Source organism: Flavobacterium sp. H122, from assembly GCF_004959765.1.
Taxonomy (GTDB): domain Bacteria; phylum Bacteroidota; class Bacteroidia; order Flavobacteriales; family Flavobacteriaceae; genus Flavobacterium.
In genome coordinates this window covers 91688-115364 of sequence record NZ_SJZD01000003.1, presented here as the reverse complement: position 1 = coordinate 115364, position 23677 = coordinate 91688, and the positions used below count along the sequence as shown (strand labels likewise).

The 23677-nt window shown below is 35.9% G+C and carries 22 protein-coding genes; 6 read left to right on the top strand and 16 right to left on the bottom strand.

What is annotated here, in order from left to right:
- Positions 1–37: 37 nt before the first annotated feature.
- The 16 genes from EZM65_RS05935 to EZM65_RS05865 all read right to left on the bottom strand — a co-directional run bounded on the left by EZM65_RS05935 (position 38) and on the right by EZM65_RS05865 (position 18180).
- Entirely contained in the window at positions 38–1213 is a 1176-nt protein-coding gene (locus EZM65_RS05935) for a beta-ketoacyl synthase N-terminal-like domain-containing protein (protein ID WP_136667638.1), read from the bottom strand.
- Between the two features lie 56 nt (positions 1214–1269).
- A complete protein-coding gene (gene bioA, locus EZM65_RS05930; RefSeq protein WP_136667637.1) occupies positions 1270–2541 on the bottom strand; it encodes an adenosylmethionine--8-amino-7-oxononanoate transaminase in 1272 nt (423 codons plus the stop codon).
- A gap of 82 nt (positions 2542–2623) precedes the next feature.
- Positions 2624–3253 carry a dethiobiotin synthase gene (gene bioD, locus EZM65_RS05925; protein ID WP_136667636.1) on the bottom strand — a complete coding sequence of 210 codons (630 nt, stop codon included), beginning with the start codon at positions 3251–3253 and terminating at the stop codon, positions 2624–2626.
- A gap of 52 nt (positions 3254–3305) precedes the next feature.
- Positions 3306–3917 (bottom strand): hypothetical protein, encoded by a 612-nt coding sequence (locus tag EZM65_RS05920; RefSeq protein ID WP_136667635.1) that lies wholly within the window; start codon positions 3915–3917, stop codon positions 3306–3308.
- A complete protein-coding gene (locus tag EZM65_RS05915; protein WP_136667634.1) occupies positions 3907–4410 on the bottom strand; it encodes an RNA polymerase sigma factor in 504 nt (167 codons plus the stop codon). Before EZM65_RS05915 ends, EZM65_RS05920 begins: the two co-directional genes overlap by 11 nt.
- A gap of 6 nt (positions 4411–4416) precedes the next feature.
- Positions 4417–5280, bottom strand: a complete 864-nt coding sequence (locus EZM65_RS05910) for a TraB/GumN family protein (RefSeq protein ID WP_136667633.1) — start codon at positions 5278–5280, stop codon at positions 4417–4419.
- 111 nt (positions 5281–5391) lie between these two features.
- On the bottom strand, positions 5392–5532 hold the full coding sequence (locus EZM65_RS15455; RefSeq protein WP_169051647.1) for a hypothetical protein: 141 nt from the start codon (positions 5530–5532) through the stop codon (positions 5392–5394).
- Between the two features lie 74 nt (positions 5533–5606).
- Positions 5607–6746 carry a pyridoxal phosphate-dependent aminotransferase family protein gene (locus EZM65_RS05905; protein ID WP_136667632.1) on the bottom strand — a complete coding sequence of 380 codons (1140 nt, stop codon included), beginning with the start codon at positions 6744–6746 and terminating at the stop codon, positions 5607–5609.
- Positions 6746–7231, bottom strand: coding sequence for a hypothetical protein (locus EZM65_RS05900; protein ID WP_136667631.1), 486 nt, complete (start codon positions 7229–7231; stop codon positions 6746–6748). The genes EZM65_RS05905 and EZM65_RS05900 overlap by 1 nt, the downstream gene beginning before the upstream one ends.
- 78 nt (positions 7232–7309) lie before the next feature.
- Entirely contained in the window at positions 7310–7591 is a 282-nt protein-coding gene (locus EZM65_RS05895; RefSeq protein WP_136667630.1) for a F0F1 ATP synthase subunit epsilon, read from the bottom strand.
- A gap of 47 nt (positions 7592–7638) precedes the next feature.
- On the bottom strand, positions 7639–9150 hold the full coding sequence (atpD, locus tag EZM65_RS05890; protein WP_136667629.1) for a F0F1 ATP synthase subunit beta: 1512 nt from the start codon (positions 9148–9150) through the stop codon (positions 7639–7641).
- A 182-nt stretch (positions 9151–9332) separates the two neighbouring features.
- Entirely contained in the window at positions 9333–10928 is a 1596-nt protein-coding gene (locus tag EZM65_RS05885) for an SGNH/GDSL hydrolase family protein (RefSeq protein WP_136667628.1), read from the bottom strand.
- Between the two features lie 23 nt (positions 10929–10951).
- On the bottom strand, positions 10952–13753 hold the full coding sequence (locus tag EZM65_RS05880; RefSeq protein WP_136667627.1) for a TonB-dependent receptor: 2802 nt from the start codon (positions 13751–13753) through the stop codon (positions 10952–10954).
- Positions 13754–13863: 110 nt separating this feature from the next.
- The gene (gene glmS / locus EZM65_RS05875; RefSeq protein ID WP_136667626.1) at positions 13864–15711 is read right to left on the bottom strand and encodes a glutamine--fructose-6-phosphate transaminase (isomerizing); all 1848 of its coding nucleotides are present in this window, start codon (positions 15709–15711) and stop codon (positions 13864–13866) included.
- Between the two features lie 6 nt (positions 15712–15717).
- Positions 15718–17364 (bottom strand): DUF4270 domain-containing protein, encoded by a 1647-nt coding sequence (locus EZM65_RS05870; RefSeq protein WP_136667625.1) that lies wholly within the window; start codon positions 17362–17364, stop codon positions 15718–15720.
- Positions 17365–17367: 3 nt separating this feature from the next.
- Positions 17368–18180 carry a glycogen/starch synthase gene (locus EZM65_RS05865; protein ID WP_136667624.1) on the bottom strand — a complete coding sequence of 271 codons (813 nt, stop codon included), beginning with the start codon at positions 18178–18180 and terminating at the stop codon, positions 17368–17370.
- Positions 18181–18287: 107 nt separating this feature from the next.
- Here EZM65_RS05865 and panC point away from each other — a divergent pair, with 107 nt between their 5' ends.
- The 6 genes from panC to EZM65_RS05835 are packed head-to-tail and all read left to right on the top strand — an operon-like array spanning position 18288 to position 23669.
- A complete protein-coding gene (gene panC, locus EZM65_RS05860) occupies positions 18288–19136 on the top strand; it encodes a pantoate--beta-alanine ligase (protein WP_136667623.1) in 849 nt (282 codons plus the stop codon).
- Positions 19137–19151: 15 nt separating this feature from the next.
- The gene (gene panD / locus EZM65_RS05855) at positions 19152–19502 is read left to right on the top strand and encodes an aspartate 1-decarboxylase (RefSeq protein ID WP_136667622.1); all 351 of its coding nucleotides are present in this window, start codon (positions 19152–19154) and stop codon (positions 19500–19502) included.
- A gap of 2 nt (positions 19503–19504) precedes the next feature.
- Entirely contained in the window at positions 19505–20467 is a 963-nt protein-coding gene (locus EZM65_RS05850) for a lysylphosphatidylglycerol synthase transmembrane domain-containing protein (protein WP_136667621.1), read from the top strand.
- 37 nt (positions 20468–20504) lie between these two features.
- The gene (locus EZM65_RS05845; protein WP_136667620.1) at positions 20505–21770 is read left to right on the top strand and encodes an alpha/beta hydrolase; all 1266 of its coding nucleotides are present in this window, start codon (positions 20505–20507) and stop codon (positions 21768–21770) included.
- A gap of 20 nt (positions 21771–21790) precedes the next feature.
- A complete protein-coding gene (gene radA, locus EZM65_RS05840; RefSeq protein ID WP_136667619.1) occupies positions 21791–23152 on the top strand; it encodes a DNA repair protein RadA in 1362 nt (453 codons plus the stop codon).
- A 1-nt stretch (position 23153) separates the two neighbouring features.
- Positions 23154–23669, top strand: a complete 516-nt coding sequence (locus EZM65_RS05835) for a hypothetical protein (RefSeq protein ID WP_136667618.1) — start codon at positions 23154–23156, stop codon at positions 23667–23669.
- Positions 23670–23677: the final 8 nt, after the last annotated feature.

Sequence of the window (23677 nt, the reverse complement as noted above, 5' to 3'; positions counted from 1 at the left end):
GGTAATTTACGAACCTTTCTAAAAGACTCTTTAATCTTTACTTACTCAACAATATACTCACTGCATTTCCTCCGAAACCTACGGCGTTAACCAATACTTTTTTAATTGATCTTTCAGGAGTTTGATTAGGCACAAATGGCACAGGAATAAATGTATCGTGCTTCATCATCATTATTGCCAATTCAAGACTCAGCATTCCGGATGTCCCAAAAGTATGTCCTAATTTCCATTTATTGGTTGTCAGCATCGGTAATTGGTTTTGCATTGAGTCTGTCGAAATGTTAAATACTTTTTGTATGGCTTTGTATTCTGACAAATCACCTTTAATAGTTCCGGGGGCATGCATTACAACAGCATCAACTTCTTCAATAGGAGTATGCTGCAAAGCCATTTTCATGGATTCCTGAAAACATTTGGCTTCTTCAGAAATTGAGATATTGTGCTCCAGATTGTCGGTTGCATAACCAACCCCTTCGATATAAGCCAAAACATTATCATGCTTTCCAATTTCCAAACACGCTGCCGATGCTGCTTCACCTAAAATCATGGTGTTTTTCTTCTTTTCCAAATCCAAAGCACGGCAGGGAAATTCATCCTGCTCTTTGCTGTAAATTTTAAGAGCATCCATTTGAGCTAAAGTAAAATCTGTTAAAGGAGCTTCACTCGCTCCAACCAGAAATTTAGCTGCCATTCCCGACTGCAGCCAGGCCACTGCGTTTAAAACCGCATGCAACGCCGTGGAGCAGGTTATGGAATGTGAAATAGCCAAACCTTTACTTTTTAAATCGTGTGCCACCCATGAGGAAATATTGCCTAACGTAGTGGTTGGTGATGTTAAAGTCGCTGTTTTACCTGTCTGTATGAACTGCTTGTGATGGTTCTCAAATAATTGTGTGGCACCCCGTGACGAGCCTATGTTAATTCCAAAGTTTTCTCCGGTTTTCCAGCCTGCATTATTAACTGCTTCTCTGGATGCTAAAACAGCCATTAAGACAGTTTCATCAAGTGCTTTGTATTTTAAATCGGAATGACGCAATTCATTTAATTCCTTTCTGATACTCTCTGAGACCGGAGCTACAGGCTGCATCCTGCCATTAAATTCTTTTTGTGTGATAAAAGCTTTACCCAGTAAATAGTTTTTCCATATTTCAGCAGGATCGCTTCCTAATGCTGATATAGAACTTAAAGAGGTAATGGCAATTTTTTGTTTCAAATGCAAAGTTTATTTAACCGCAAAGGTCGCAAAGTTTTTGCAAAGTACGCTATGTTTTATACTATTTCTAGAGCTTCTTCTATGGTTTGATAGACTTTTTGCAATTGAGCATTAGAAATAATATACGGAGGCAAAATATAGATAATGTTACCAACCGGACGTAAAATGATTCCTTTTTCAATAAAGAAATTATATAGTTTGTTGCGAAGGTTTCCGTAGTAGCTTTCCTGACTATCGGTTTTGACTTCCAAAGCAAAAATTACCCCTGAAACGCGGGTTGTTTTTACTTTAGGATGTGCTTTTATTTTTTCCTGAAACACTAAATGCTGTTGGTGAACCTGTGTTATATTTTGCTGAATTTTATCTGACTCCAGCAATTCAATACTTGCCAGAGCTGCTGCGCAACCTGTGGGATTTGCAGTAAAAGTATGGCCGTGAAACAAAGCTTTATTGACGTCATCACTATAAAATCCGTCAAAAATTTCCTGAGTAAACGTAGTAATTGCCATAGGGATTGTTCCCCCGGTCAAAGCTTTTGAAAGGCACATCATATCCGGCTGTTGTGTCAGATAATCACAGGCAAAGTTTTTTCCGGTTTTACCAAAACCCGTCATTACTTCGTCTGCAATGGCAAAAACATGGTTTTTTTTACAAATTGCTATTAATTTATCCAGTGCTGAAGCATTATACATTACCATTCCTGCGGCACCAAGTACCAATGGCTCAAAAATAAAGGCTGCAAACTGCCCGGACTGAAGCAGACTCTCCAATTTGCTTAAAACTTCTTCTTCATTGTCTTCGGTTGGAACCGGAATCCGTATAACCTCAAGCAACGATCCCTGAAAAGCTTCGGTGAAAAATGAAATACCGCTGGCCGCCATAGCCCCGAAAGTATCGCCATGAAAAGCATCTTCAAAAGCTATTATTTTTGTTCTTTTCTCTTCTTTATTATAAAAAAACTGCAATGCTGCTTTGATGGCAATTTCAACCGCAGTGGATCCGTTATCAGAATAAAAAACTTTTTTTTGGTTAGCAGGTAAAATTGACAATACTTTTTCTGATAATTCTACCGCTTTATTATGTGTAAAACCACCAAAAAGAACATGCTCCAATGTTGTTAACTGTTTATATATAGCGTTTGCAATAACTTCATTGGAATGCCCAAAAGGATTCACCCACCATGAAGCAATAGCATCGATATATTCTTTTCCGTTTTCATCCCACAAAAGTGCGTCTTTCCCTTTAACAATGGCAGGAAATTCAGCTGCCGTTTTATGTTGTGTGTAAGGATGCCAGTTGTATAGTTTGTCTTTTTTGGATAATTTCATTTTTCAAAGAGTATAGAGAATGGAACATAAATCAAAGACTGTGTCTAAATTCTAAACAAAGATAAAGTCTATTTTCTATGTTCTATTCTCTTTCTTCTAAATTTTGAAGATTTTCACGGAATTTATCTGCGTAATACCGAATAACACCAGCATCAAAATACGGTTCATTTTCAATACGCCCAATCATTTTCAGACCCGTTTTCTTTAAAATGATTTCTTCGGTTGAAGGATTTTCATCACCATTAAAAATAATGCCGCCTATTTCAAAATTTCGGTTTTTTAAAGCTTCTACAGTTAATAAAGTATGATTAATACTCCCTAAGTAATGTCTTGAAACCACAATAACTTTATAATCCGGCTGCATCAAATCAATCACGCAATCAGTTTCATTTAACGGAACAAAAACTCCCCCTGCACCTTCAATCACCAAATGACTATTTGTCTGAGGCTCCTGAATTTTATTCAAATCGATTGTGACTGCATCAATTTCTGCAGCCAAGTGGGGACTCGCCGGTGTTTGTAAAGCGTAACTATTGTTATGAATTACTGTCTGTGAATTTGAAAGATATCGTTTAATTTTATGAGAATCTGAATTATTTAAATCCCCAGCCTGAACGGGCTTCCAATAATCGGCTTGCAAAGCTTGAGTTATAACTGCCGAAACAATGGTTTTCCCTACATCAGTCCCAATTCCGGTTACAAATAGTTTCATAATATTACTTTATGCAAAAATAGAAAACCCATCGTAAAGATGGGCTCAATAATTATTCTTTTAATTCGTCTATCACTTTTCTTATTTCCTTGGCGTATTTACCATAAAATTTATGCACCCACCATTCTAAAGCCAATCCCATAAATAAGAATACAAAAACGATGTTAAAAAACAAAGCCAATAAAGCTGCATTTTTTAATTTTCCTGTAAAAAAGTTTACAGAATTACCATTTTCAAATAAAACAACCCCAACGAGGAACAAAACCAAAAACGAAGTAATAGCAAAACCAAAAGTTTTGTAAAGTTCCATGTTTAAACGAATATCAAAATACGTTTCATACAAACTGTCCTTTGTATTCAAATTTGTTTTGGTCAATCTTCTGTAAAAAAGAAATAGCTTAACCAGATAATAAATACTTACTGCGGTGAAAATTGAATAAAACAGGTAAAAAGGCACTACGGCATTAACCGGAAAACTTTTCATTAAAGGTGCTAATCCGATTAATATCATAGATAAAATCTGGTAAATGAATTCATTCCTTAAATTTTTCTTGATCTTATCCAGCGGTGTGTTTGCTGCTTTGATTTTGTCTAAATTCTGAGGGATTTTTACCTCATTATTTTGCTCGTTATTCCAAGCTGATTGTATATCGTTAAAGTCCATAACCTTGTTGTTTTATAATTTCTTTTAATTTTTCTTTTGCTCTGTTTAATTTGACTCTGGCATTCCCTTCCGAAATTCCTAGATTTTCACCAATTTCTTTATGTGAAAAACCTTCCAGTTGATAAAAGATAATTGCCTTGTCGATTTTTTCTAATTTTTGCACAGCTTTATAAAAATGCTCCAGTTGGCTTTCTTTTATATGGGAATCGCTTTCGTCCTCTTTGATATTCTCCGATTCGATTTCATACTTATCCACTTTTCTCTTTTCCTTTTTCAGAAAGACAATTGAAGTGTTGATTGCCACACGGTACATCCAGGTTGAAAACTGACTTTCTCCTTTAAAGGTATCATATGCTTTCCAAAGCTGGCAGATAATCTCCTGAAACAAATCCTCCTGGTCATCCCTATTGTCCATGTACATTTTGGAAACCTTATATAAGATTCCTTTGTGCTGTTCAAGCCGTGTTAAGAATTCTTTTTCTTTACCTTCCAAAACAGCTTAGTTCATTATAGGTTTTACTGTATATCCTGCTTTCTTTAAAAGTTGTATTACCCCAAGTTCACCTCCTAAATGAGCCACACCCACAGCAAAGAATACACTTTCCTTTTTCATCAATTCCGGCATTTGTTTTACCCAATTTGCATTTCTGATATCCAGCAGCCACTTTTTACCGTTAGCATCCATACTCTCGGGATTGACAACTTCCTTATAAATTGCCATTGCATCTTCTTTGATATAATTTTGAACCAATTTTTGAGTCTCTGTTTCACTGATAGTTTTAAGATATTTCAGCATTTGATTATCCGGAAACGATTTTCCCAGATAATTCATCTGATCATTTACAGTTTCTAATCCCATAACAGGTTTATTAGTCTCTTTGGCTTTTGAAACCAATTCCATTTCATAAAATTTCAGATTCTGACATCCGAAAGATTTAATAGACAGCAGACTCATGATTGTCAGCATACTGTAATTATCAACCTGCTTTACACTTATTCCTGCCTGCTTTTGTAAAATTGTTTCCAACTCTGCCAATTGAGCCGGAGATAATTTTTTACTCAACAGTTCTGTTCCCATAGCTGCTTTTTGCATATTCGACATTTCATTTGGATCAGACATATTAATCTCTAAAGCTAATTTGGTTGTTTTAGCAAAAGCTTCTGTTACTTTAGGTTTTAAAATGTAATCTTTTTCACAGATCATGTGAACTGTTCCGTATAAATAAGAAGGTTTTTCAAGACCGTTTCCTGATACTTCCCATAATAATGATTTTTCATTTTCTACGGATTGCATTTGGGCATTTGCCGAAAATCCAAAGATTGACACTGTTGCTGCGATAGCTGATTTAAGTAAATTTTTCATTTTTTTGATTGATTTTATAGATGATTAATTTGATGATTGAAACTTCCTACTTGTTGATTTTATTATTTTTAAAAAACGGAGTTATATTTCTTGAAAAAATAATTAAGCTGATTATAAAAGAGGAATTACAGAACTTTCTCCGGTTATAAAATAATTTACTAAAGAATATCCCAATCCCAAAGAAGATAAAAAAATCATTACCGGATTGGATCCGTTTCCAAGTGTGTTTACTGAAGCCTTTTCTGTTTTCATAATTGCTCTGTTTATTTGATTACAACCCGTAAGTAATCCAAAAGCAAAAACGTTACAAAAAAAGTTGAATTTTTTTACAAAAGCTTGTAAAGACCGGCTATTAGAGCTGAAATTTCTTCGGTAGAATTATAGGAATGCAGGCAAAAACGAAGTCGTTCCTGTCCCTGTGGTACGGTTGGAGAGAGAATTGGCTTGACATTAAAACCATTTTGCTGCAGTTGGCTTGCAATCCGTTTCACATTGTCATTTCCTTGAACTATCGCACATTGGATAGCCGACTTGCTATACACAAACATAGGTTTTAAACCTTGAAGCTGTTTTTGCTGGTTAAACCAAATGATATTTTGTTTTAAATCAGCAACAGCATTGCTGTCCGATTTCAATTGTTGGTAAGCAACCAGAATTGTTGCCACCGCATGTGGTGATAAACCTGTGGTATAAATGAAACTTCGGGCAAAATTAACCAGATATGATTTAAGTTCTTTACTTCCTAAAACGGCCGCTCCGTGACAGCCCAGTCCTTTACCGAAAGTCATGATTCTGGCGAAAACCTTATCCTGCAAATGTAAACTCTGCACCAGACCTTCCCCATTTTCACCAAAAACTCCCAACGCATGAGCTTCATCAACAATTAAATAACTGTTGTGTTTTTCAGATAGAGAAACAAACTCCTCCAGGTTTGGCGAATCACCATCCATTGAATAGACCGACTCGATTACGATAAACACATTTGAATTAAGTGATTTAAATTTCAGAATTTTACTTTCTAAATCCTCTAAATCGTTGTGTTCAAATTTATAGGCCTTTGCATTGGAAAGCTGGATACCGTCACGTATTGAAGCATGGCATAATTCATCATAAAGAATCACATCATTTCGTTGCGGCACTGAGCTTAAAAGACCAACATTGGCATCATAACCCGAATTAAAAATCAACGCTGCTTCCGACTTATGGAATCGAGCAATAAAATCTTCCGCTATATCGTAAAGCTCATAGTTACCGGAAATCAAACGGCTGCCGGTTGCACCATTAGTTTTAAAATCATTTTCAACCAGAAACTCGTGTGTCTTTTCAAAAATAATTGCTGATTTAGAAAATCCTAAATAATCATTTGAAAAAAAATCGGTTAAATTCTCATTAATTGAAAGCTTGCGCAAAGCATTATCTGCTTCGCGCTGATTTAATTTATCTTGAAGTGTTTTGGGAAATACCATTAATTAAAAAAGACACCTATGCGCTTTACATTCTTCAAATTATCTACATCGACAAACATAAAGCCGTTTGTATTCTTGATTTCAAATTTATAATCACTGAAATAAATCTTTTTTATCTGCTGATGCTTAGCCTCAATAGTTTCAAACAGCGTACCTATGGTAAAACCATTAAGTTTCCACTTTTTGTTGGTTATAGTAAGTACTTTTATTTTGTTATTCTGCATTTCCATTTCCAATCCGTCATAAAGAAACTTATAAATAGGTTCTTCTCCTTTTTCAAAAATTTCCTTATCCAAAGTAACTGCTTTACCTAATATTGCCTCTATCTTATCCGGATCAATGGCTTCACATACTTTGATACTTTTATTAGTCTTGGCATTTGACAATACTAAAACCGGTTTAGTTTGTTGTGCTTGCTGTGCATATGAACTTGAAAAGAAGAAGCTCACAAGCAACATTAAAAGAAAAGTAAATTTTGTTTTCATAATAATAGATTTAGGAGTATAAAAATATAAAAAAAGCCAAACATTTCTGTTTGGCTTTCTTATTTATTAATTATTGTCTTAGTCAGCTAAAACAATAATTTTATTATCATTCATTTCAATAGTTCCTGAATTGATAGGCAACCAATAAGTCTGTTCATTAACCTTGCTGAATTTACCTACAAATTCTTTAGCAATTTTAATATTTGAACCTACAATTTTAACGTTACCTTTTCCTAATAACGACACGATAGGCGCGTGGTTATTCAACATTTGGAACTCGCCGTTTACTCCTGGAACTGCTACCGAAGTAACTTCTCCTTTGAATAATGTAGCTTCTGGTGATACTATTTCTACAATCATTTTTTATTTGCTTTAGGCTTTAAGCTTTAGACTTTAAGCAATTAAAATTATGCTTCAGTTAACATTTTTTGACCAGCTTCGATAACATCTTCGATAGTACCTTTTAAGTTGAAAGCTGCTTCTGGTAAGTGGTCTAACTCACCATCAATAATCATGTTAAATCCTTTGATAGTATCTTTAATATCTACTAATACACCTGGGATACCTGTAAACTGCTCAGCTACGTGGAACGGTTGTGATAAGAAACGTTGTACACGACGTGCTCTTGATACAGATAATTTATCTTCTTCAGATAATTCTTCCATACCTAAGATAGCGATGATATCTTGTAATTGTTTGTATTTTTGTAGAATTTCTTTTACTCTTTGAGCACAGTTGTAATGGTCAGCACCTAAAACTTCTGGAGATAAAATACGAGAAGTAGAATCTAATGGATCTACTGCTGGATAAATACCTAACTCAGCAATTTTACGGGATAATACCGTTGTAGCATCTAAGTGAGCGAAAGTTGTAGCCGGAGCCGGGTCAGTTAAGTCATCCGCAGGTACATATACCGCCTGTACAGATGTAATTGAACCTTTTTTAGTTGAAGTAATACGCTCCTGCATCGCACCCATCTCAGTTGCTAATGTAGGTTGGTAACCTACCGCTGACGGCATACGTCCTAATAACGCAGACACCTCAGAACCCGCCTGTGTAAAACGGAAGATATTGTCTACGAAGAAAAGTACGTCTTTACCTTGATCAGTACCGGCACCATCACGGAAATACTCTGCAATTGATAAACCAGACAAAGCAACACGTGCACGTGCTCCTGGCGGCTCATTCATCTGACCGAAAACGAAAGTAGCTTTAGAATCTCTCATACCTACTTTGTCAACTTTAGTCAAATCCCATCCTCCATTTTCCATAGAGTGCATGAAATCGTCACCATATTTAATAATACCTGATTCTAACATCTCACGTAATAAGTCGTTTCCTTCACGTGTTCTTTCACCTACTCCAGCGAATACAGAAAGACCACCGTGACCTTTAGCGATATTGTTGATCAACTCCTGAATCAATACAGTTTTACCTACACCAGCACCACCAAACAATCCAATTTTACCTCCTTTTGCATAAGGCTCAATTAAGTCGATTACTTTGATACCGGTAAATAAAACTTCTGATGAAGTTGATAAATCTTCAAATTTAGGAGCCTGTCTGTGGATTGGCAATCCGTTAGCACCTTCTTTTGGTAAATCACCTAAACCATCAATTGCGTCACCTACAACGTTGAATAAACGACCGTAGATATCACCACCGATAGGCATTTGAATAGGAGCACCTGTTCCCACTACTTCAGTACCACGGCTTAAACCATCAGTAGAATCCATAGAGATTGTACGAACTGTATCTTCTCCGATGTGAGACTGTACTTCAAGTACTAATTTAGTACCATCCTGATTAGTGATTTCTAATGAATCGTAAATTTTTGGAAGTTCAACTTCTGCAGTATTGAAAACCACGTCTACAACTGGTCCAATGATTTGCGCAACTTTTCCTATTACCTTAGACATACTTATGTATTTATTAAATAGCTATTTAGTTATAAAAAACGATGTGTTTTTTCAGAGTGCAAAGATAATTTTAATATTGTGAATTACAATATAAAAGTTTGGTTTTTTTAAAATCCCCTTTCAGAGGCAGTTAAAAACAAAAAAACCGCCGGATAATCCGGCGGTTCTCATAAATTTATATTTTAAAGTGCCCTTGGGAACAACACTCTATAAGTACCTATATTGACTTTTTTAAGTGTAGAACCATACTTCGCATTAATTGCATCAATAAATCGATTAGCTATATAAGCATAACCTCTGGGAGTTGGATGAATACCATCCAAAGAAAACATCCCTCCTAACACAAATTCAGTCGTCAATGTGTATCCACTTTCAGAAACTCCACCTTCGGACATGCTTTTCAATATGTTTTTTGCATTAACAAAAGCCAAACCTTTTGCTGTCGCAACTGCTTCAATTTTTACATTATAAGCATCAATTTGATTATTTATTTCAGTAATTTCAGTTGGAATTAAAACATGTCTGTCTTCCAAAGGATAAGTTATCCCATATGCTTTTAGATTATCAGGAACCCCCGGCTGTAATGTATTTGTTGTAAGTTTCCCAATTACTTCAGAAGAAATCAAAGGTATTAAATCTCCTTGAGTTGTTTGTCTTGCCTTACCAAAAGTTTCACCTAAATGAGATGCTAAAGCCATCAAGGTAGCATTACCACTTGCCTGAGCAGCTCCAGTTATTTGAAGGCTAAAATCAGTTAAAGTTTCATCTTTTATTAAAACAGGATTAACAGCACCCGTTGCAGATGACAAAACAGCAAATCTATTAGGCTGTCCATAAGCCGTTAAAACTTGGTCTAAAAACCCAACAATACTATTAATTTGATTAATAGTCGCCACATCACCAGCACTTACAACACGAGTCTTTTTCTTTTCATCACCATCAGTATAATACTTAAATGTATCTACAAAACTAGGTTTCAAATAAGTAAACTGTGGTAAGTTAGTAATATAAGGCAAGTTAGCAATAACTCCCTTTCTTCCGTTTGCAGTCAAACTATTAATCAGTTCATCATAAGAAGCATCAAACCCAATGGCCGATTCTCCTGCTGAAGGAGTCAATTGACCAAAAGCGGTATCACCACCAGCAAGCGCATACCCTAAAGCATCATTTCCTCCAATCCACAAAGAAAAGAAAGTTGGTTGCTGCGTCAAAGCATCTGCCATCACCGTAGAACTGCTTGAAGAAGCAAATCTAGCATAATAAGGGCTGGATATTTTGGACACAATAGCTCCCGGGCTAGGATTTCCCCATCCTGCTTTTACTAAATCTATACATCTCGCACCGGGCACACCTAAATTAGAAAATGTACCTGTAAGCTTTGTCGTTACTTCTGTAGTAGAAGCCCCTGGAACCCTTAAAGGTTCATCAAAATCTGCCCCCTCAGGCTTACCAAAATACAGCCTAACACCTTGTCCAGGAATTGGATTCCCTCCCAACAACAATCCTCCAAAATCATCATTCATATACGGAATTGTCATCACACCACCTCCAGCAGCCTCAAACTGACCAGTTAAAATAGACGGATAAGAAGTTGTCTGAGCAGTTTTAAACAATGCTCCATCACTAAATCCAGCTGCAAAAGAATCTCCTAAAGCTACATACTTTGAAAAATCAGCAGTTCCCGCAGATACTGGTTCTTCATTTATTGTATTATCATCATCGTTACATGCCACTAATGTCAGTGAAGCCAATAGCAACCATTTTATATTTTTAGTCATAATATAATCTTTAAAATTAAGAATTATGGATTTATTGTCCAAGAAGCATAATACTGCTGACCAATTGCTCCTGCACCAGGAACCTGAATATAATCTTTTCCAAACAAGTTAGCACCACCAACTTTCACGACTGATTTCAAGAACGGTATTGCATAGTTAATTTGAGCATCAAAAACGACATTCTCAGGAACCATTGCATCAATGAACGAAGACTGCCATAAGTATTCAGAATTCCATCTTACATTAGTGTTAAATCCAAAATTATTTAATAATTTATCTGCACCAAAAGATCCTTTAGCACGATGTTTAGGGGTGTTAAATCCAGGGATAAAATCAGGATCTGAATCCTGATCAAATTTAAAACCTGAGTAGTTATAACTTCCGCCAATATCGAATTTTCCAACTTTTCTGTTAATTCCAATTCCAGCACCGTAAGAATCTACTTTAGCAGTTGAATTGGTATAAATTTGATAAACTCTTCTGTCTCCATTTGCCAAAGCCATATAAGAAGTTGGAGTACCAACAGTACCATATAAAGGAGTAATAACTCTTTCCTGGCTCAAGAAATCGTTATATATATTGTAATAACCAGACAAGTCTATGGAGAAATTTTTAATAACAGTTCTATATCCCAATTCAAATGCCTTAACCTCTTCAGGTTTAACCAATCCAATTTGAGCAATTTTTAAATCGGCAGGATTTCCTGAAGCTGCAAATGCCTGCACTGAAGCTAATGAATATGAGTTTGTATAAGCATTAACTCCACTTAAAGTAACAGTTGGCGAACCGCCGGTAAAAACTTGCCCAGGTGTACTTACAGGAAGAGTTTCGACATATCTCGTCAAGTTATCCGGCGCTGAACCAATTAAGGCAAATGGCCCTAAATCAAGACCAATATATTGATCTTGTGTCGTTGGATTACGGAAACCTGTTTGGAAAGAAGCACGTAAATTGTGTTGCTTTTCATTTCCTGCAGCGTATGTAAATGAAATTCTAGGTGAAATATTACCATCAAAATTTTGTGATTTATCATAACGAACTGAAGCAGTAAGTTTTGCTCTTTCATCTAAAAATTTCTTTTGTCCTTGAAAATAAACACCATACTCTTTATATTTCAAAGGCTCATCAGGTGTATCTGTAAAAATGGTTCCATTTGAATCCATTGTATATTGTCTGGCAGACCCCCCTATTTGAAATTCAGCAAACTTAATCTGATCTTTGAAATTATAATTTGCATCAACATGATGGATTTTTGAATTATCCTGGAATTTAGCCCCTGTAGTTAGATCAGGATCACTAACCACATTAGCTAAAGCCTGATTAAACTGATAAGTTCCCGGCAAATATCTCCCAGTGTCAGCAATATTTCTTGCTGCAGCATGTGCTTGCTCAGGCGTAGCTCCCCCTAAAGTAGCCTGTATATAAGTACCTGCATATTCTCCAAACCATTGCGAGTCAGATTTCCAAGCCCTATTTACATTCCATGCAGCAAAACGCATATCATAGGAATTTCCAGCATTTTCTGAAGTTCTATATCCTCTGACAAAGAAATTATCTCCTTTGATTTCAATTTTTGTCTGATCCATGAAAAAATCCTTCAGTTTATATCTATTCGCACCTTGATAAACCGTATTACCAAAACCTAATTTATGCTGCCCTATAATTTCAATATTTTTAGCAAATTTCGAATCAGAGTTCACCCATGGTCGGAAATGTAAAGAAGCATCAAATTTAGCACTTTCAATCTTATTATCATTCAAATCACGCTCAGCATAACCTGTTCTTGCCACATTGTAATTAGGTAATAAATTTACAGCTGAAGCAGGAATTAATCCTCTTTGTGCTAAAGCCGCACCCACTCCTTTAATGTTTGTAGAAACTTCATCACCATAAATATTCAATCCGTCATAATTTGGATTATTAGGGAATCCCGTCAAATTATCCGCCAAGTCTCTTTGATCATCAGCAATCCATTCAGTAGCTGACATATAGGTAAAGTTAGCTTTTGCTGCAAAATGATCAGTAAATTTTTTAGCAGCACGAATACCAAAATCCCTGTATGGATTTTCACCAGCCGCTTTCTGAGAAGTCATCCCGTATTTAAAGTAAGCAGAAATTCCTTCTTTATTGAATGGGTTTCTACTGTTCATAAACATAATACCATTAAATGCATTCGCACCATATAAAGCTGAAGAAGCTCCAGGCAGAATTTCAACACTTGCCACATCTACATCAGACACTCCCAACAAGTTACCCAACACAAAGTTTAAAGCAGGCGAAGAGTTATCCATTCCATCAACCAACTGCATAAAGCGTGAGTTTGCCACAGTGGCAAAACCTCTTGTATTTATTGACTTAAAGTTAAAACTGGAAGTATTGAAATGTACGTCTTTTAAATTCTCCAATCCGTCATAAAATGATGGTGCAGTAGTATTTTTTACTTCTTTTAGCCCCATACGCTCAATTGTAACCGGAGATTCAAGAACTCTTTCCGGTGCTCTTGAAGCAGATACAACGATTTCATTTAATGATGTTGACTGTTCAGAAAGCACTACAACAATTTCCTGTTCTTTTGAACTGACAGTAACAACCTGACTTGAATAACCCACCATTGACACTTCAAGTTCAAAGGGAAACTGGCTGGAGGTCTTTAAGGTGAATTTACCGTCAAAACCGGCAGAGGTACCTTGAGTAGTCCCCACGATTTTAACGTTGGCCCCTGGAACAGGCTGACTTTTGTCATCTGTAACGGTTCCTGAAATTGTATTTTGCGCAAAAGTAAATACACAAAAAAACAATGACAAAATAGTAAAATAGATTCTCATTCGTTTTGAATTTTGTTGGTTTTATATAGCCAAAATACAACAAAAAATGAAAAAAATAAAAAAAGCGAGAAAAAATCTCGCTTTTAATAATTTTATGGTTAAATTTCTATTTACTCCACAGTTACAGATTTTGCCAGATTTCTTGGCTGATCCACATTACAGCCTCTCATAACAGCAATGTGATATGACAATAACTGCAATGGAATTGTAGTCAATAAAGGAGATAAAGCATCAGACGTTTCAGGTATTTCAATAACGTGATCCGCTAAGGAACGTACCTGCTCATCACCTTTTGTAACCACCGCGATAATCTTTCCGCTTCTCGATTTGATTTCCTGAACGTTACTTACCACTTTATCATAATGTCCTTGTTTAGGTGCTATAACCACAACAGGCATTTGCTCATCAATTAAAGCTATCGGACCATGCTTCATTTCTGCAGCTGGATAACCTTCGGCATGTATATAAGATATCTCCTTAAGTTTCAAAGCGCCTTCCAAAGCAACCGGGAAGTTATAACCTCTTCCAAGGTAAAGACAATTTGGCGCATCTTTATAAACTGAAGCTATTTCCTTTGTAACATCATTTGTCTTTAAAGCTTCTTCAACTTTTTCAGGAATCGACTCTAATTCAGACAAATATCTATGGAAATCCGAATTAGACAAAGTTCCTTTAGCTTTTGCCAAACGCAGTGCTATCATAGTCAACACAGTAATCTGAGTGGTAAAAGCTTTAGTTGAAGCCACTCCTATTTCGGGTCCAGCATGTGTATAGGCACCTGCATGGGATTCACGCGAAATAGAAGAACCTACCACATTACAAACTCCAAAAACGAAAGCTCCTTTTTCCTTTGCCAATTTAATAGCTGCCAGAGTATCTGCGGTTTCTCCCGATTGTGAAATTGCTATCACAACATCATTTTCATTAATGATAGGATTCCTATACCTAAATTCAGATGCATATTCAACCTCAACAGGAATCCTCGTGAATTCTTCAAATATATATTCAGCCACAAGACCTGCATGCCAAGATGTTCCACAAGCAATTATTAAAATTCTATTAGCATTGACAAATTTTTCAATATTATCTTCAACTCCTGCCATCCTAACAATACCTTCATTAGAATGAAGTCGGCCACGATACGTATCTTTTATTACGTTAGGTTGCTCATAAATCTCTTTCATCATGAAATGATCATAACCACCTTTTTCAATTTGCTCCAGATTCATCTGAAGTTCCTGAATGTAAGGATCAACCAATGAATCGTCTTTAATTTTTCTGATTTTCAAAGGTTTGTTCAAACGCACAACCGCCATTTCCTCATCCTCCAAATAGATAGCATTTGACGTGTATTCGATAAACGGTGAAGCATCAGATGCGATGAAAAATTCATCCTTACCGATTCCAATTGCCAGCGGGCTTCCTAATCTGGCCACTACAATTTCATCAGGCTTTTTTCTGTCAAAAACACAGATAGCATAAGCTCCAACCACTTGGTTTAATGCAACCTGGACAGCTTTGCCTAATTTAGTATTCTCGTTTTTCTGAACTTCTTCAATCAGGTTAACCAAAACCTCAGTATCTGTATCAGATTTGAAAGTATATCCTCTTTTGATCAATTCTTTTTTTAACGGTTCATAATTTTCGATAATACCGTTATGAACAATTACAATATCGCCAGAATTGGAAACATGGGGATGCGAGTTAACATCATTTGGAACACCATGTGTTGCCCAGCGCGTGTGTCCTATTCCTATTGATCCATTTAAAGTAATTTCGCTTTTTGCCCTTTCTTCCAGATCAGAAACTTTACCTTTTGTCTTGGATAGTTTTAAATTTTCGCCATCATACAACACTAAACCGGCACTGTCGTAACCTCTGTACTCCAATCGCTTTAATCCTTTAACAACTATAGGATAAGCCTCTCTATGGCCTATGTATCCAACAATTCCACACATACTAAATTAATTTTTTGTTGCGTAATTGATTATAAACTTGACTCTGTTATCATCAGCTGTATTTCCGTACAAAACAGTCCCTAATGGGTTATACACTGATGATCTTGGGATTTTTTTGATTTGTTTATTTTCCCCTGAAAGATTTTGATAATCAACAGGTGTTTCCAAAAACAACATACCCGCATCATTTATATTTTCACAAACTGCAAGTCCGAGTCTTACATTAGTTTGTGTACCTTTTAAAATCCTGTTTACAAAATCTGTTATCCTAAATTTATAGTATCTCTTAGTCACTTCCCCGGCACTATTCTTTTCCTCTTTTAAAATACCATCAAAAACATATTTATTTCTTTTAGCATCACTTGAATTCTTAGTTTCATCAAAATTGTAATCACTGATTGTTTTTTCATTTTCAAGATCATACAAATACAAGCGTAGTGGATTAGGAGCATTTTTCATCTTTCCTTCCTCGATGTTCACCGTAAAAATTAATGAAGCCTCGGTAACTAATGCGTTTTTACTTTTTAGATATGCTAATTTTGCTGCATCAGTAAACAGATCAACGTAAGCAATCGATCCTTCCCCTCCTTTCAAATATAGATATTCAGGGTTAAAATTCTGATACTCATTAGAAGGAGTATCCTTGAATAGATTTACACAATTACCAGTCATATTCATAACAACAGTTTTTCTAGGTCTGTCATTACCTAAAACAACATCATTTTTGTCTTTAACAATTTTATCTTCTTTATAATAAATAGTGACATTTCCTTTTTTAAAATCCAAAGACATTAGTGATCCTCCAGTAACATTAGCTTTTTCTTTTGCCTGAATATATAATCCTTTAAAATATTTTTTAAAAGCAGTATTTGTTTCCAGCTTATCTTTTGAAGCCTTGATAATGCTATTTAAAAAATAATCTTTGTTAAGATGAAGTCTCATTGCCGGAGCTATTGTAGACTCAACGGTAGTTGTTTTCTCGTAAGTTACAACATAAGGAGTTCCGATTTTTTTCTCTTCATATTTATAAAATTTGATTTCTTTATTTGAAGCGAGGAAATTAGTGTTTTCAAAATTGGAACCGGCATCATTCAACCTATAATCACTAACATTTTCCAAACCGCTCTTTACATTATTAAAAGTATCATCCTGATTAGAATAATATCTCGCACCCGTTTGAAAATTATCACCGGGAACAGGACTAAGACTTAATATTTCATAGTTATTTCTATAAACTCCTAAATCAAAAGCATTGCTGCCGTGAGTATCCAGCAATTCATACTCTGTTTTTCCCGCCGCATTAGTTTTCTTCTTAGAAACATAAGGTATAGTCATTACAACACTGTCTACCACGATTTCTTCTCCAAATGTTGGATTGACATCAACAAGATCCAACTGCGTTACAAAATTAGCCTCAGTTTTACCAAAGAAAGGATTGTTATAAATACCAATTTGGTTAATAGGCAGGTTGTTTGACTGCACTGGTCCAATCTTTTTATTGTAAACCTTAACATCATATTCCTCACCCGGTACAGAATTAAAATTCTCCTCACCTATTATATCACCTCCTATAGTTATATAATCCTTATCACATGATGTCAGTGCAACAAAACTAAAAACAACTGTAAGTGTTTTTAAAAAGTTATATTTCATTTTTTATAAACCTAAAATTTGATTTCTGTAAAATTGTGTGTATGCATCAGCAAACGTTTCTTTCGGAGCGAAAGGTAAAAAAGGTTTTCCCGAAGCTTGTATAAATTTTGTTAAATTTGATGAAATTTCTTCAGAACCCGCAATAACACCGTCCGAATGACTTATCGCAGCCATCATCAGACTTTCATACGTAGGATTATCCAATTCTTTTATTGAATCGTGAGGCACACCATCAAACTGTACTTTTTCTGAAGTATCAACCGCTAAAATCCCATCAAATCCAGTTCCGAAAATTGAAGTCACCACTTTTGTATCAGCAAACAAGGCATCGTTTTTATAATAATGCTTCATGTAAACAGGCAATAAAGACGCCAACCACCCCTGAACATGAATAATATCCGGTACCCAGTTTAATTTTTTTACTGTTTCGATAACTCCTTTTGCAAAAAATATTGCTCTTTCATCATTGTCAGGAAAAAGAACACCGTCCTCATCCGTAAAAGTAGCCTTACGCTTGAAGTATTCATCATTATCAATAAAATACACCTGGATTCTTTCTTTTGGAATTGAAGCTACCTTTATAATCAGAGGCATATCCACATCATTCACCACCAAATTCATCCCAGACAACCTAATTACCTCATGCAGCTGATGTCTCCTTTCATTAACATTGCCGTATCTTGGCATAAAAATTCTTATCTGCCCGCCTTGATCATTGATCATTTTCGGAACATCATAAGACATTAAAGAAACCTCATTTTCTGGTAGATAGGGCACTACTTCGGATGATACATACAAAATCCTTTTATCCTCCATGTTATTTTTTTGTTTTGTTTATTGGACACAAATCCATGCAAAATTACAAAATTTTGTGGAGATACCGACTAAAATAGTAAGTTTGCATTGAATTTAATAAATCTTGTATGTCTTTGTTTGTTAAACAAAATGAATTAAAAACCTTCTTAACTCCTTATTTGAGTCAAAAAAAGAAGATAGGTTTTGTACCTACTATGGGGGCCTTACATCAAGGCCATTTATCATTAATGGAACAATCTTTGTCGGATAATGAAATAACAGTAGTAAGTATTTTTGTCAATCCCACTCAGTTTAACAACAAGGAAGATTTGGAAAAATATCCCCGCACTCTTGAAGCCGACTTAAAAAAAGTGGAAAGTCTGAACAAAAACATCATTGTCTACGCACCATCTGTAGAAGATATATACGAAGGAAAAACTGAGTCCGGACATTTTGACTATGACGGGCTGGAATTTCAAATGGAAGGCAAACACCGCCCGGGTCATTTTGACGGCGTAGGAACCATCGTAAAAAAACTTTTTGAAATAGTACAGCCTGCAAACGCTTACTTTGGCGAAAAAGATTTTCAGCAGCTGCAAATTGTAAAAAAGCTTGTTGAGAAATACAAAATTCCGGTGAATGTTATTGGCTGCGATATCTATAGAGAAGAAAGCGGTCTGGCAATGAGTTCGCGTAACGAAAGACTGACTGCCGAGGAAAGAAAAGAAGCTTCTGTTATTTACAAAATCATCAAAGAAGCCAAGCAGTTATTTGGCACTAAAAGCGCTAAAGAAGTTACTGACTGGGTTACAAAACAGTTTGCAAAACAAAAAATGTTTGAATTGGAATATTTTGAAATCGCAGATGAACAGACCCTTTTAACCTGCAAACGGAAAAGCAATAATAAAAACTACCGCGGTTTCATTGCAGTTTTTGTAAACAATATACGATTGATTGACAACATTTCATTAAAATAATTATAACTTTGCACCATGCGAATTCAAGTTGTAAAATCTAAAATACACCGTGTACGAGTTACAGGTGCCGATTTAAATTATATAGGCAGCATTACCATTGATGAAGCCTTAATGGAAGCCTCAAATATTTTTGAAGGTGAAAAAGTTTCTATTGTAAATATAAACAACGGTGAACGTCTTGAAACTTATGCAATTACCGGTCCAAGAAACAGCGGCGAAATTACCCTGAATGGCCCTGCTGCCCGTAAAGTCCATAAAGACGATATCATTATCATCATTGCATACGGCAGTATCGAAATAAGCGAAGCTAAAAACTTCAAGCCTTCAATAGTTTTTCCTAACGAAGAGACCAACTCGTTACAATAACCGTGAACAGTAAAATACGTTCCTATGCCAGTGTAATCATCCCATTGCTTTTAGGGGCTGGTTTCACCTATTATACTTACAACTCTTTCAGTGAGGAGCAGGTAGCACAAATGAAACAGTATTTTGCTACTGCCAATTACAATTATGTGGCAATATCGTTACTTATAGCTGTTTGCGGATGTATCTTCAGAGCCTATCGATGGAAGTATGCATTGCAGGAAATAGGTGTACAGCCTGATTTCAAATTAAATTTTCTGGCAGTCTGCATTGGCTACTTTGTCAATTTAACGATTCCCCGCTCAGGAGAATTTTCAAGAGCATTACTACTTAAAAAATACCAGGACGTTCCTTTTGACAAAGCTTTTGGTACCATCATAGCTGAACGGATTGTAGATTTGATTTTCCTTCTGCTTTTCGTTTTCACTGCTTTAACGTTAGAATTCAAAACACTTAAAAACTTCTTAATAACCTACATCCCTGTATCAAAGCTTATCATTTTCATGATTGTAGGTGCTGTTTTGTTTGGAATTTTTGTATTACTCTACAGTTTCTCAAACTGGAAATATATCTTACTGTTTAAATCAAAAATTGCCGGTTTAAAAGAAGGCATTTTCAGCATTTTACACATGCCTGATAAGTGGAAATACATTTTTTTCACGTTCTTAATCTGGACTTCTTATGTAATGATGTTTTACATCACTGTTTTTTCATTACAGGCAACCAGCCATATTAGTTTAGGAACAATTATGGTGGCTTTTGTAATAGGAGGCCTTACCATGTCGTTTACCAATGGCGGCTTTGGTTTCTTTCCTGTATTGATTGCTAAAATCCTGTTTTTATACCAAATTCCTTTAGAAGCAGGAAATGCTTTCGGATGGATAATCTGGACTTCGCAATTGCTTATCACAATACTTTTAGGTATTTTTTCGTTTTCGGTTTTACCAATTGTAACCCGAAAGAAATAAATCACTAAATTGCCTTATCAACAAAATGCTTCAAATTATGAAAAGAATAGTTTTGGCTCTTGCCTTAGTATTTTCTACTATGCTTTTTGCACAAACAACAGTAGATCATTTCCAATCTGCAAGGCTTAATGCAAAAAGAGATATAACCGTAAAACTTCCTGCTTCTTACGCCGCTAATCCTGACCGTTTTTACCCTATGATTTTGGTGATGGACAGCGAATATCTGTTTGATCCATTTGAAGGAACATTAAAGTACGGAAACTACTGGGATGACATACCTGAAGTAATTCTTGTAGGTATTGCTCAAAACAAGAACAATGAACGCTATGATGACTGTGAATTTGACCCTGCAGAAGGACTTCCTAAAGGCAAAGGAGCTGCTTTCTTTGAATTTATAGGTGGTGAATTAATTCCGCATTTAGAAAAAAAATATCGTATTTCTCCATTTAGAATAATTGCCGGATTAGACACTACCGCAGGTTTTATAAATGCCTTTTTATATAAAGAAGTACCTTTATTTACAGGTTACATATCTATGAGTCCTGATTTAGCTGCAGGTATGGAAGGACGCATTGCGGCACGTTTGTCCCAGGCAAAAGAACCTGTTTTTTATTATCAGGCCACTTCTGACGGTGATTTGAAAAAGTTCCAAAAAACCATAAAACTATTGGATCAAAACATAAAAACCATCAAGAACGAGTTTCTTAATTATAAATTCGACGATTTCAAAGGAATAGCCCATTACGGTATTGCTCCTAACGCCATTCCGAGTGCCTTATATCAAATTTTTGCAATGTACCAGCCTATCACTTCAATGGAATATCAGGAAAAAATTCTTCCATTAACTGAAGGCCATGTGGATTACCTAACTAAAAAATATGAGGCTATCGAAAAAGCGCTTGGCGTGAAAATGAAAATCAGATATACTGACATGAAGGCAATAGAAGCTGCCATCAAAAAGAATGAAACCTGGTATGAATATGAACAGTTGGCTCAAATTTCAGGGCAGCAATATGAAAAAACCATGTTGTATGAATACCACATGGGAATGTACTGGGAAAAAAGAAACGAACACAAAAGGGCTTTAAAATTTTATCAGGACGCTTTTTCAAAAGCTGAAATAGGCGATTTGACAAAAGACTTTATGATGAATAAAGCAGAAGAGCTAAAAGCACTTATGCCTAAAAAAGACAAACTTAAAGGAGGCAAAGGAAAAGACAAAAAAACGGAAGAAGTTATAGAAGAAATTCCTGCCGAAACTCCGGCTGAAACTCCAACTGAAGAAAAGAAAAAAGACGAATAAAAATTGATAAAAAGTCATTAATGGCAAAAGTAAAAACTGCTTTTTTTTGTCAGAGTTGCGGTACCCAGTTTGCAAAATGGCAAGGACAATGTACTGCCTGCAAACAGTGGAATACGATTGTTGAAGAAGTAATTCAGAAAGAAGAAAAAACAGCCTGGAAAACAGAGACTTCTCCAGTAAAAAAAGCATCAAAACCTTTGCGTATTCACGAAATTGACTCTGCCGAGGAAATTCGTATGGATACAACCGACGGTGAATTAAACCGGGTTTTAGGTGGTGGATTAGTGCCAGGCTCCTTAACCTTATTAGGTGGTGAACCGGGTATAGGAAAAAGTACACTGTTACTTCAGATTTCTTTAAAATTGCCGTTCAAAACACTTTATGTTTCCGGTGAAGAAAGTCAGAAGCAAATTAAAATGCGTGCAGAACGCATTACAGCCAATACCAATAATTGCTACATTTTAACTGAAACCAAAACCCAGAACATTTTTCGTCAGATTGAAGAAATAGAACCCGATGTTGTCATTATCGATTCTATTCAAACTTTACAGACTGATTATATCGAATCTTCTGCAGGAAGTATTTCCCAGATCAGGGAATGCACGGCTGAGCTTATTAAATTTGCCAAAGAAACCAATGTCCCGGTAATCCTGATTGGCCACATCACCAAAGACGGTAATATCGCAGGACCGAAAATCTTGGAACACATGGTCGATACCGTGCTGCAGTTTGAAGGTGACCGTAATCATGTATACCGTATACTGCGTTCGTTGAAAAACCGTTTTGGTTCCACGGCTGAATTAGGCATTTATGAAATGCAGGGCTCAGGACTGAGGGAAGTTTCCAATCCATCCGAAATATTAATATCACACAAGGAAGAAAATCTTTCGGGTACTGCCATTGCAACCACAATGGAAGGCATGCGTCCGCTGATGATAGAAATACAGGCATTAGTTTCAACAGCTGTTTATGGCACACCTCAAAGGAGTACTACAGGCTATAACTCTAAACGACTGAATATGATTCTGGCTGTTTTAGAAAAACGTGCAGGTTTCCGTTTGGGATCCAAGGATGTTTTCCTGAACATAACAGGAGGAATTTCTGTTGATGATCCCGCTATTGACTTAGCAGTTGTTGCAGCGATTTTGTCTTCAAATGAAGATATCCCTGTCGGTAAAGACTTTTGTTTTGCCGGCGAAGTGGGACTTTCCGGAGAAATCCGCCCCGTAAACAGAGTCGAGCAACGTATTCAGGAAGCAGAAAAATTAGGTTTCTCAACCATTTTCGTTTCCAAATACAATAAAATAGCATTAAAAAACACATCGATTGATATTAGACTGGTGGCTAAAATTGAGGATGTGGTAAGTGAACTATTTGGATAATATGAAACCTTTCAACGAAATACTTCAAACCGTGCAAACCTATCACGAATTAGGTGATACCATTGCTGCGGCCAATTTTGTTGTGGAAACTTACGGCATAAAACATCCTAATTTTGGAAGTTTTGAACTTCGGGAAAAAGCTGCACCTAAATTTATCCTGATGACCACCGAAGGCGAATTCGGGAAACCTCAAATTATCCGTATCCCTGAAAATACTTTTGAATTCGAATTCAAATTAATGCTGAATCTTATCGCACATGAGATGATTCATGTAGGTCAAAAGGCTGAAGGAAATCTAATTCCCGATAAAAACGAACGTGAATGGCAGGCTTATTATGAAATGCTTTTTCATAAAATATTCCCACAGGTACCCAGCCCTGCTGACGAACAACAGCTGTTTTTTGCTAATAAAGCACTCGATTACTACAAACGTATGGGCGAAGGCTCAGTACTTCAAGAAAAATATTTACTACAAAAAAAAGAAGTCGAAGATTTTGTAGCTTCGCTGTCTCGATAAAAATTAAT

Coding starts and splice junctions, on each gene's coding strand:
- bioA (WP_136667637.1), bottom strand. CDS start 2,541: ATGAAATTATCCAAAAAAGACAAACTATACAACTGGCATCCTTACACA.
- bioD (WP_136667636.1), bottom strand. CDS start 3,253: ATGAAACTATTTGTAACCGGAATTGGGACTGATGTAGGGAAAACCATT.
- EZM65_RS05920 (WP_136667635.1), bottom strand. CDS start 3,917: ATGGACTTTAACGATATACAATCAGCTTGGAATAACGAGCAAAATAAT.
- EZM65_RS05910 (WP_136667633.1), bottom strand. CDS start 5,280: ATGAAAAATTTACTTAAATCAGCTATCGCAGCAACAGTGTCAATCTTT.
- EZM65_RS15455 (WP_169051647.1), bottom strand. CDS start 5,532: ATGAAAACAGAAAAGGCTTCAGTAAACACACTTGGAAACGGATCCAAT.
- EZM65_RS05905 (WP_136667632.1), bottom strand. CDS start 6,746: ATGGTATTTCCCAAAACACTTCAAGATAAATTAAATCAGCGCGAAGCA.
- EZM65_RS05900 (WP_136667631.1), bottom strand. CDS start 7,231: ATGAAAACAAAATTTACTTTTCTTTTAATGTTGCTTGTGAGCTTCTTC.
- EZM65_RS05895 (WP_136667630.1), bottom strand. CDS start 7,591: ATGATTGTAGAAATAGTATCACCAGAAGCTACATTATTCAAAGGAGAA.
- atpD (WP_136667629.1), bottom strand. CDS start 9,150: ATGTCTAAGGTAATAGGAAAAGTTGCGCAAATCATTGGACCAGTTGTA.
- EZM65_RS05885 (WP_136667628.1), bottom strand. CDS start 10,928: ATGACTAAAAATATAAAATGGTTGCTATTGGCTTCACTGACATTAGTG.
- EZM65_RS05880 (WP_136667627.1), bottom strand. CDS start 13,753: ATGAGAATCTATTTTACTATTTTGTCATTGTTTTTTTGTGTATTTACT.
- glmS (WP_136667626.1), bottom strand. CDS start 15,711: ATGTGTGGAATTGTTGGATACATAGGCCATAGAGAGGCTTATCCTATA.
- EZM65_RS05870 (WP_136667625.1), bottom strand. CDS start 17,364: ATGAAATATAACTTTTTAAAAACACTTACAGTTGTTTTTAGTTTTGTT.
- EZM65_RS05865 (WP_136667624.1), bottom strand. CDS start 18,180: ATGGAGGATAAAAGGATTTTGTATGTATCATCCGAAGTAGTGCCCTAT.
- panC (WP_136667623.1), top strand. CDS start 18,288: ATGTCTTTGTTTGTTAAACAAAATGAATTAAAAACCTTCTTAACTCCT.
- panD (WP_136667622.1), top strand. CDS start 19,152: ATGCGAATTCAAGTTGTAAAATCTAAAATACACCGTGTACGAGTTACA.
- EZM65_RS05845 (WP_136667620.1), top strand. CDS start 20,505: ATGAAAAGAATAGTTTTGGCTCTTGCCTTAGTATTTTCTACTATGCTT.
- radA (WP_136667619.1), top strand. CDS start 21,791: ATGGCAAAAGTAAAAACTGCTTTTTTTTGTCAGAGTTGCGGTACCCAG.
- EZM65_RS05835 (WP_136667618.1), top strand. CDS start 23,154: ATGAAACCTTTCAACGAAATACTTCAAACCGTGCAAACCTATCACGAA.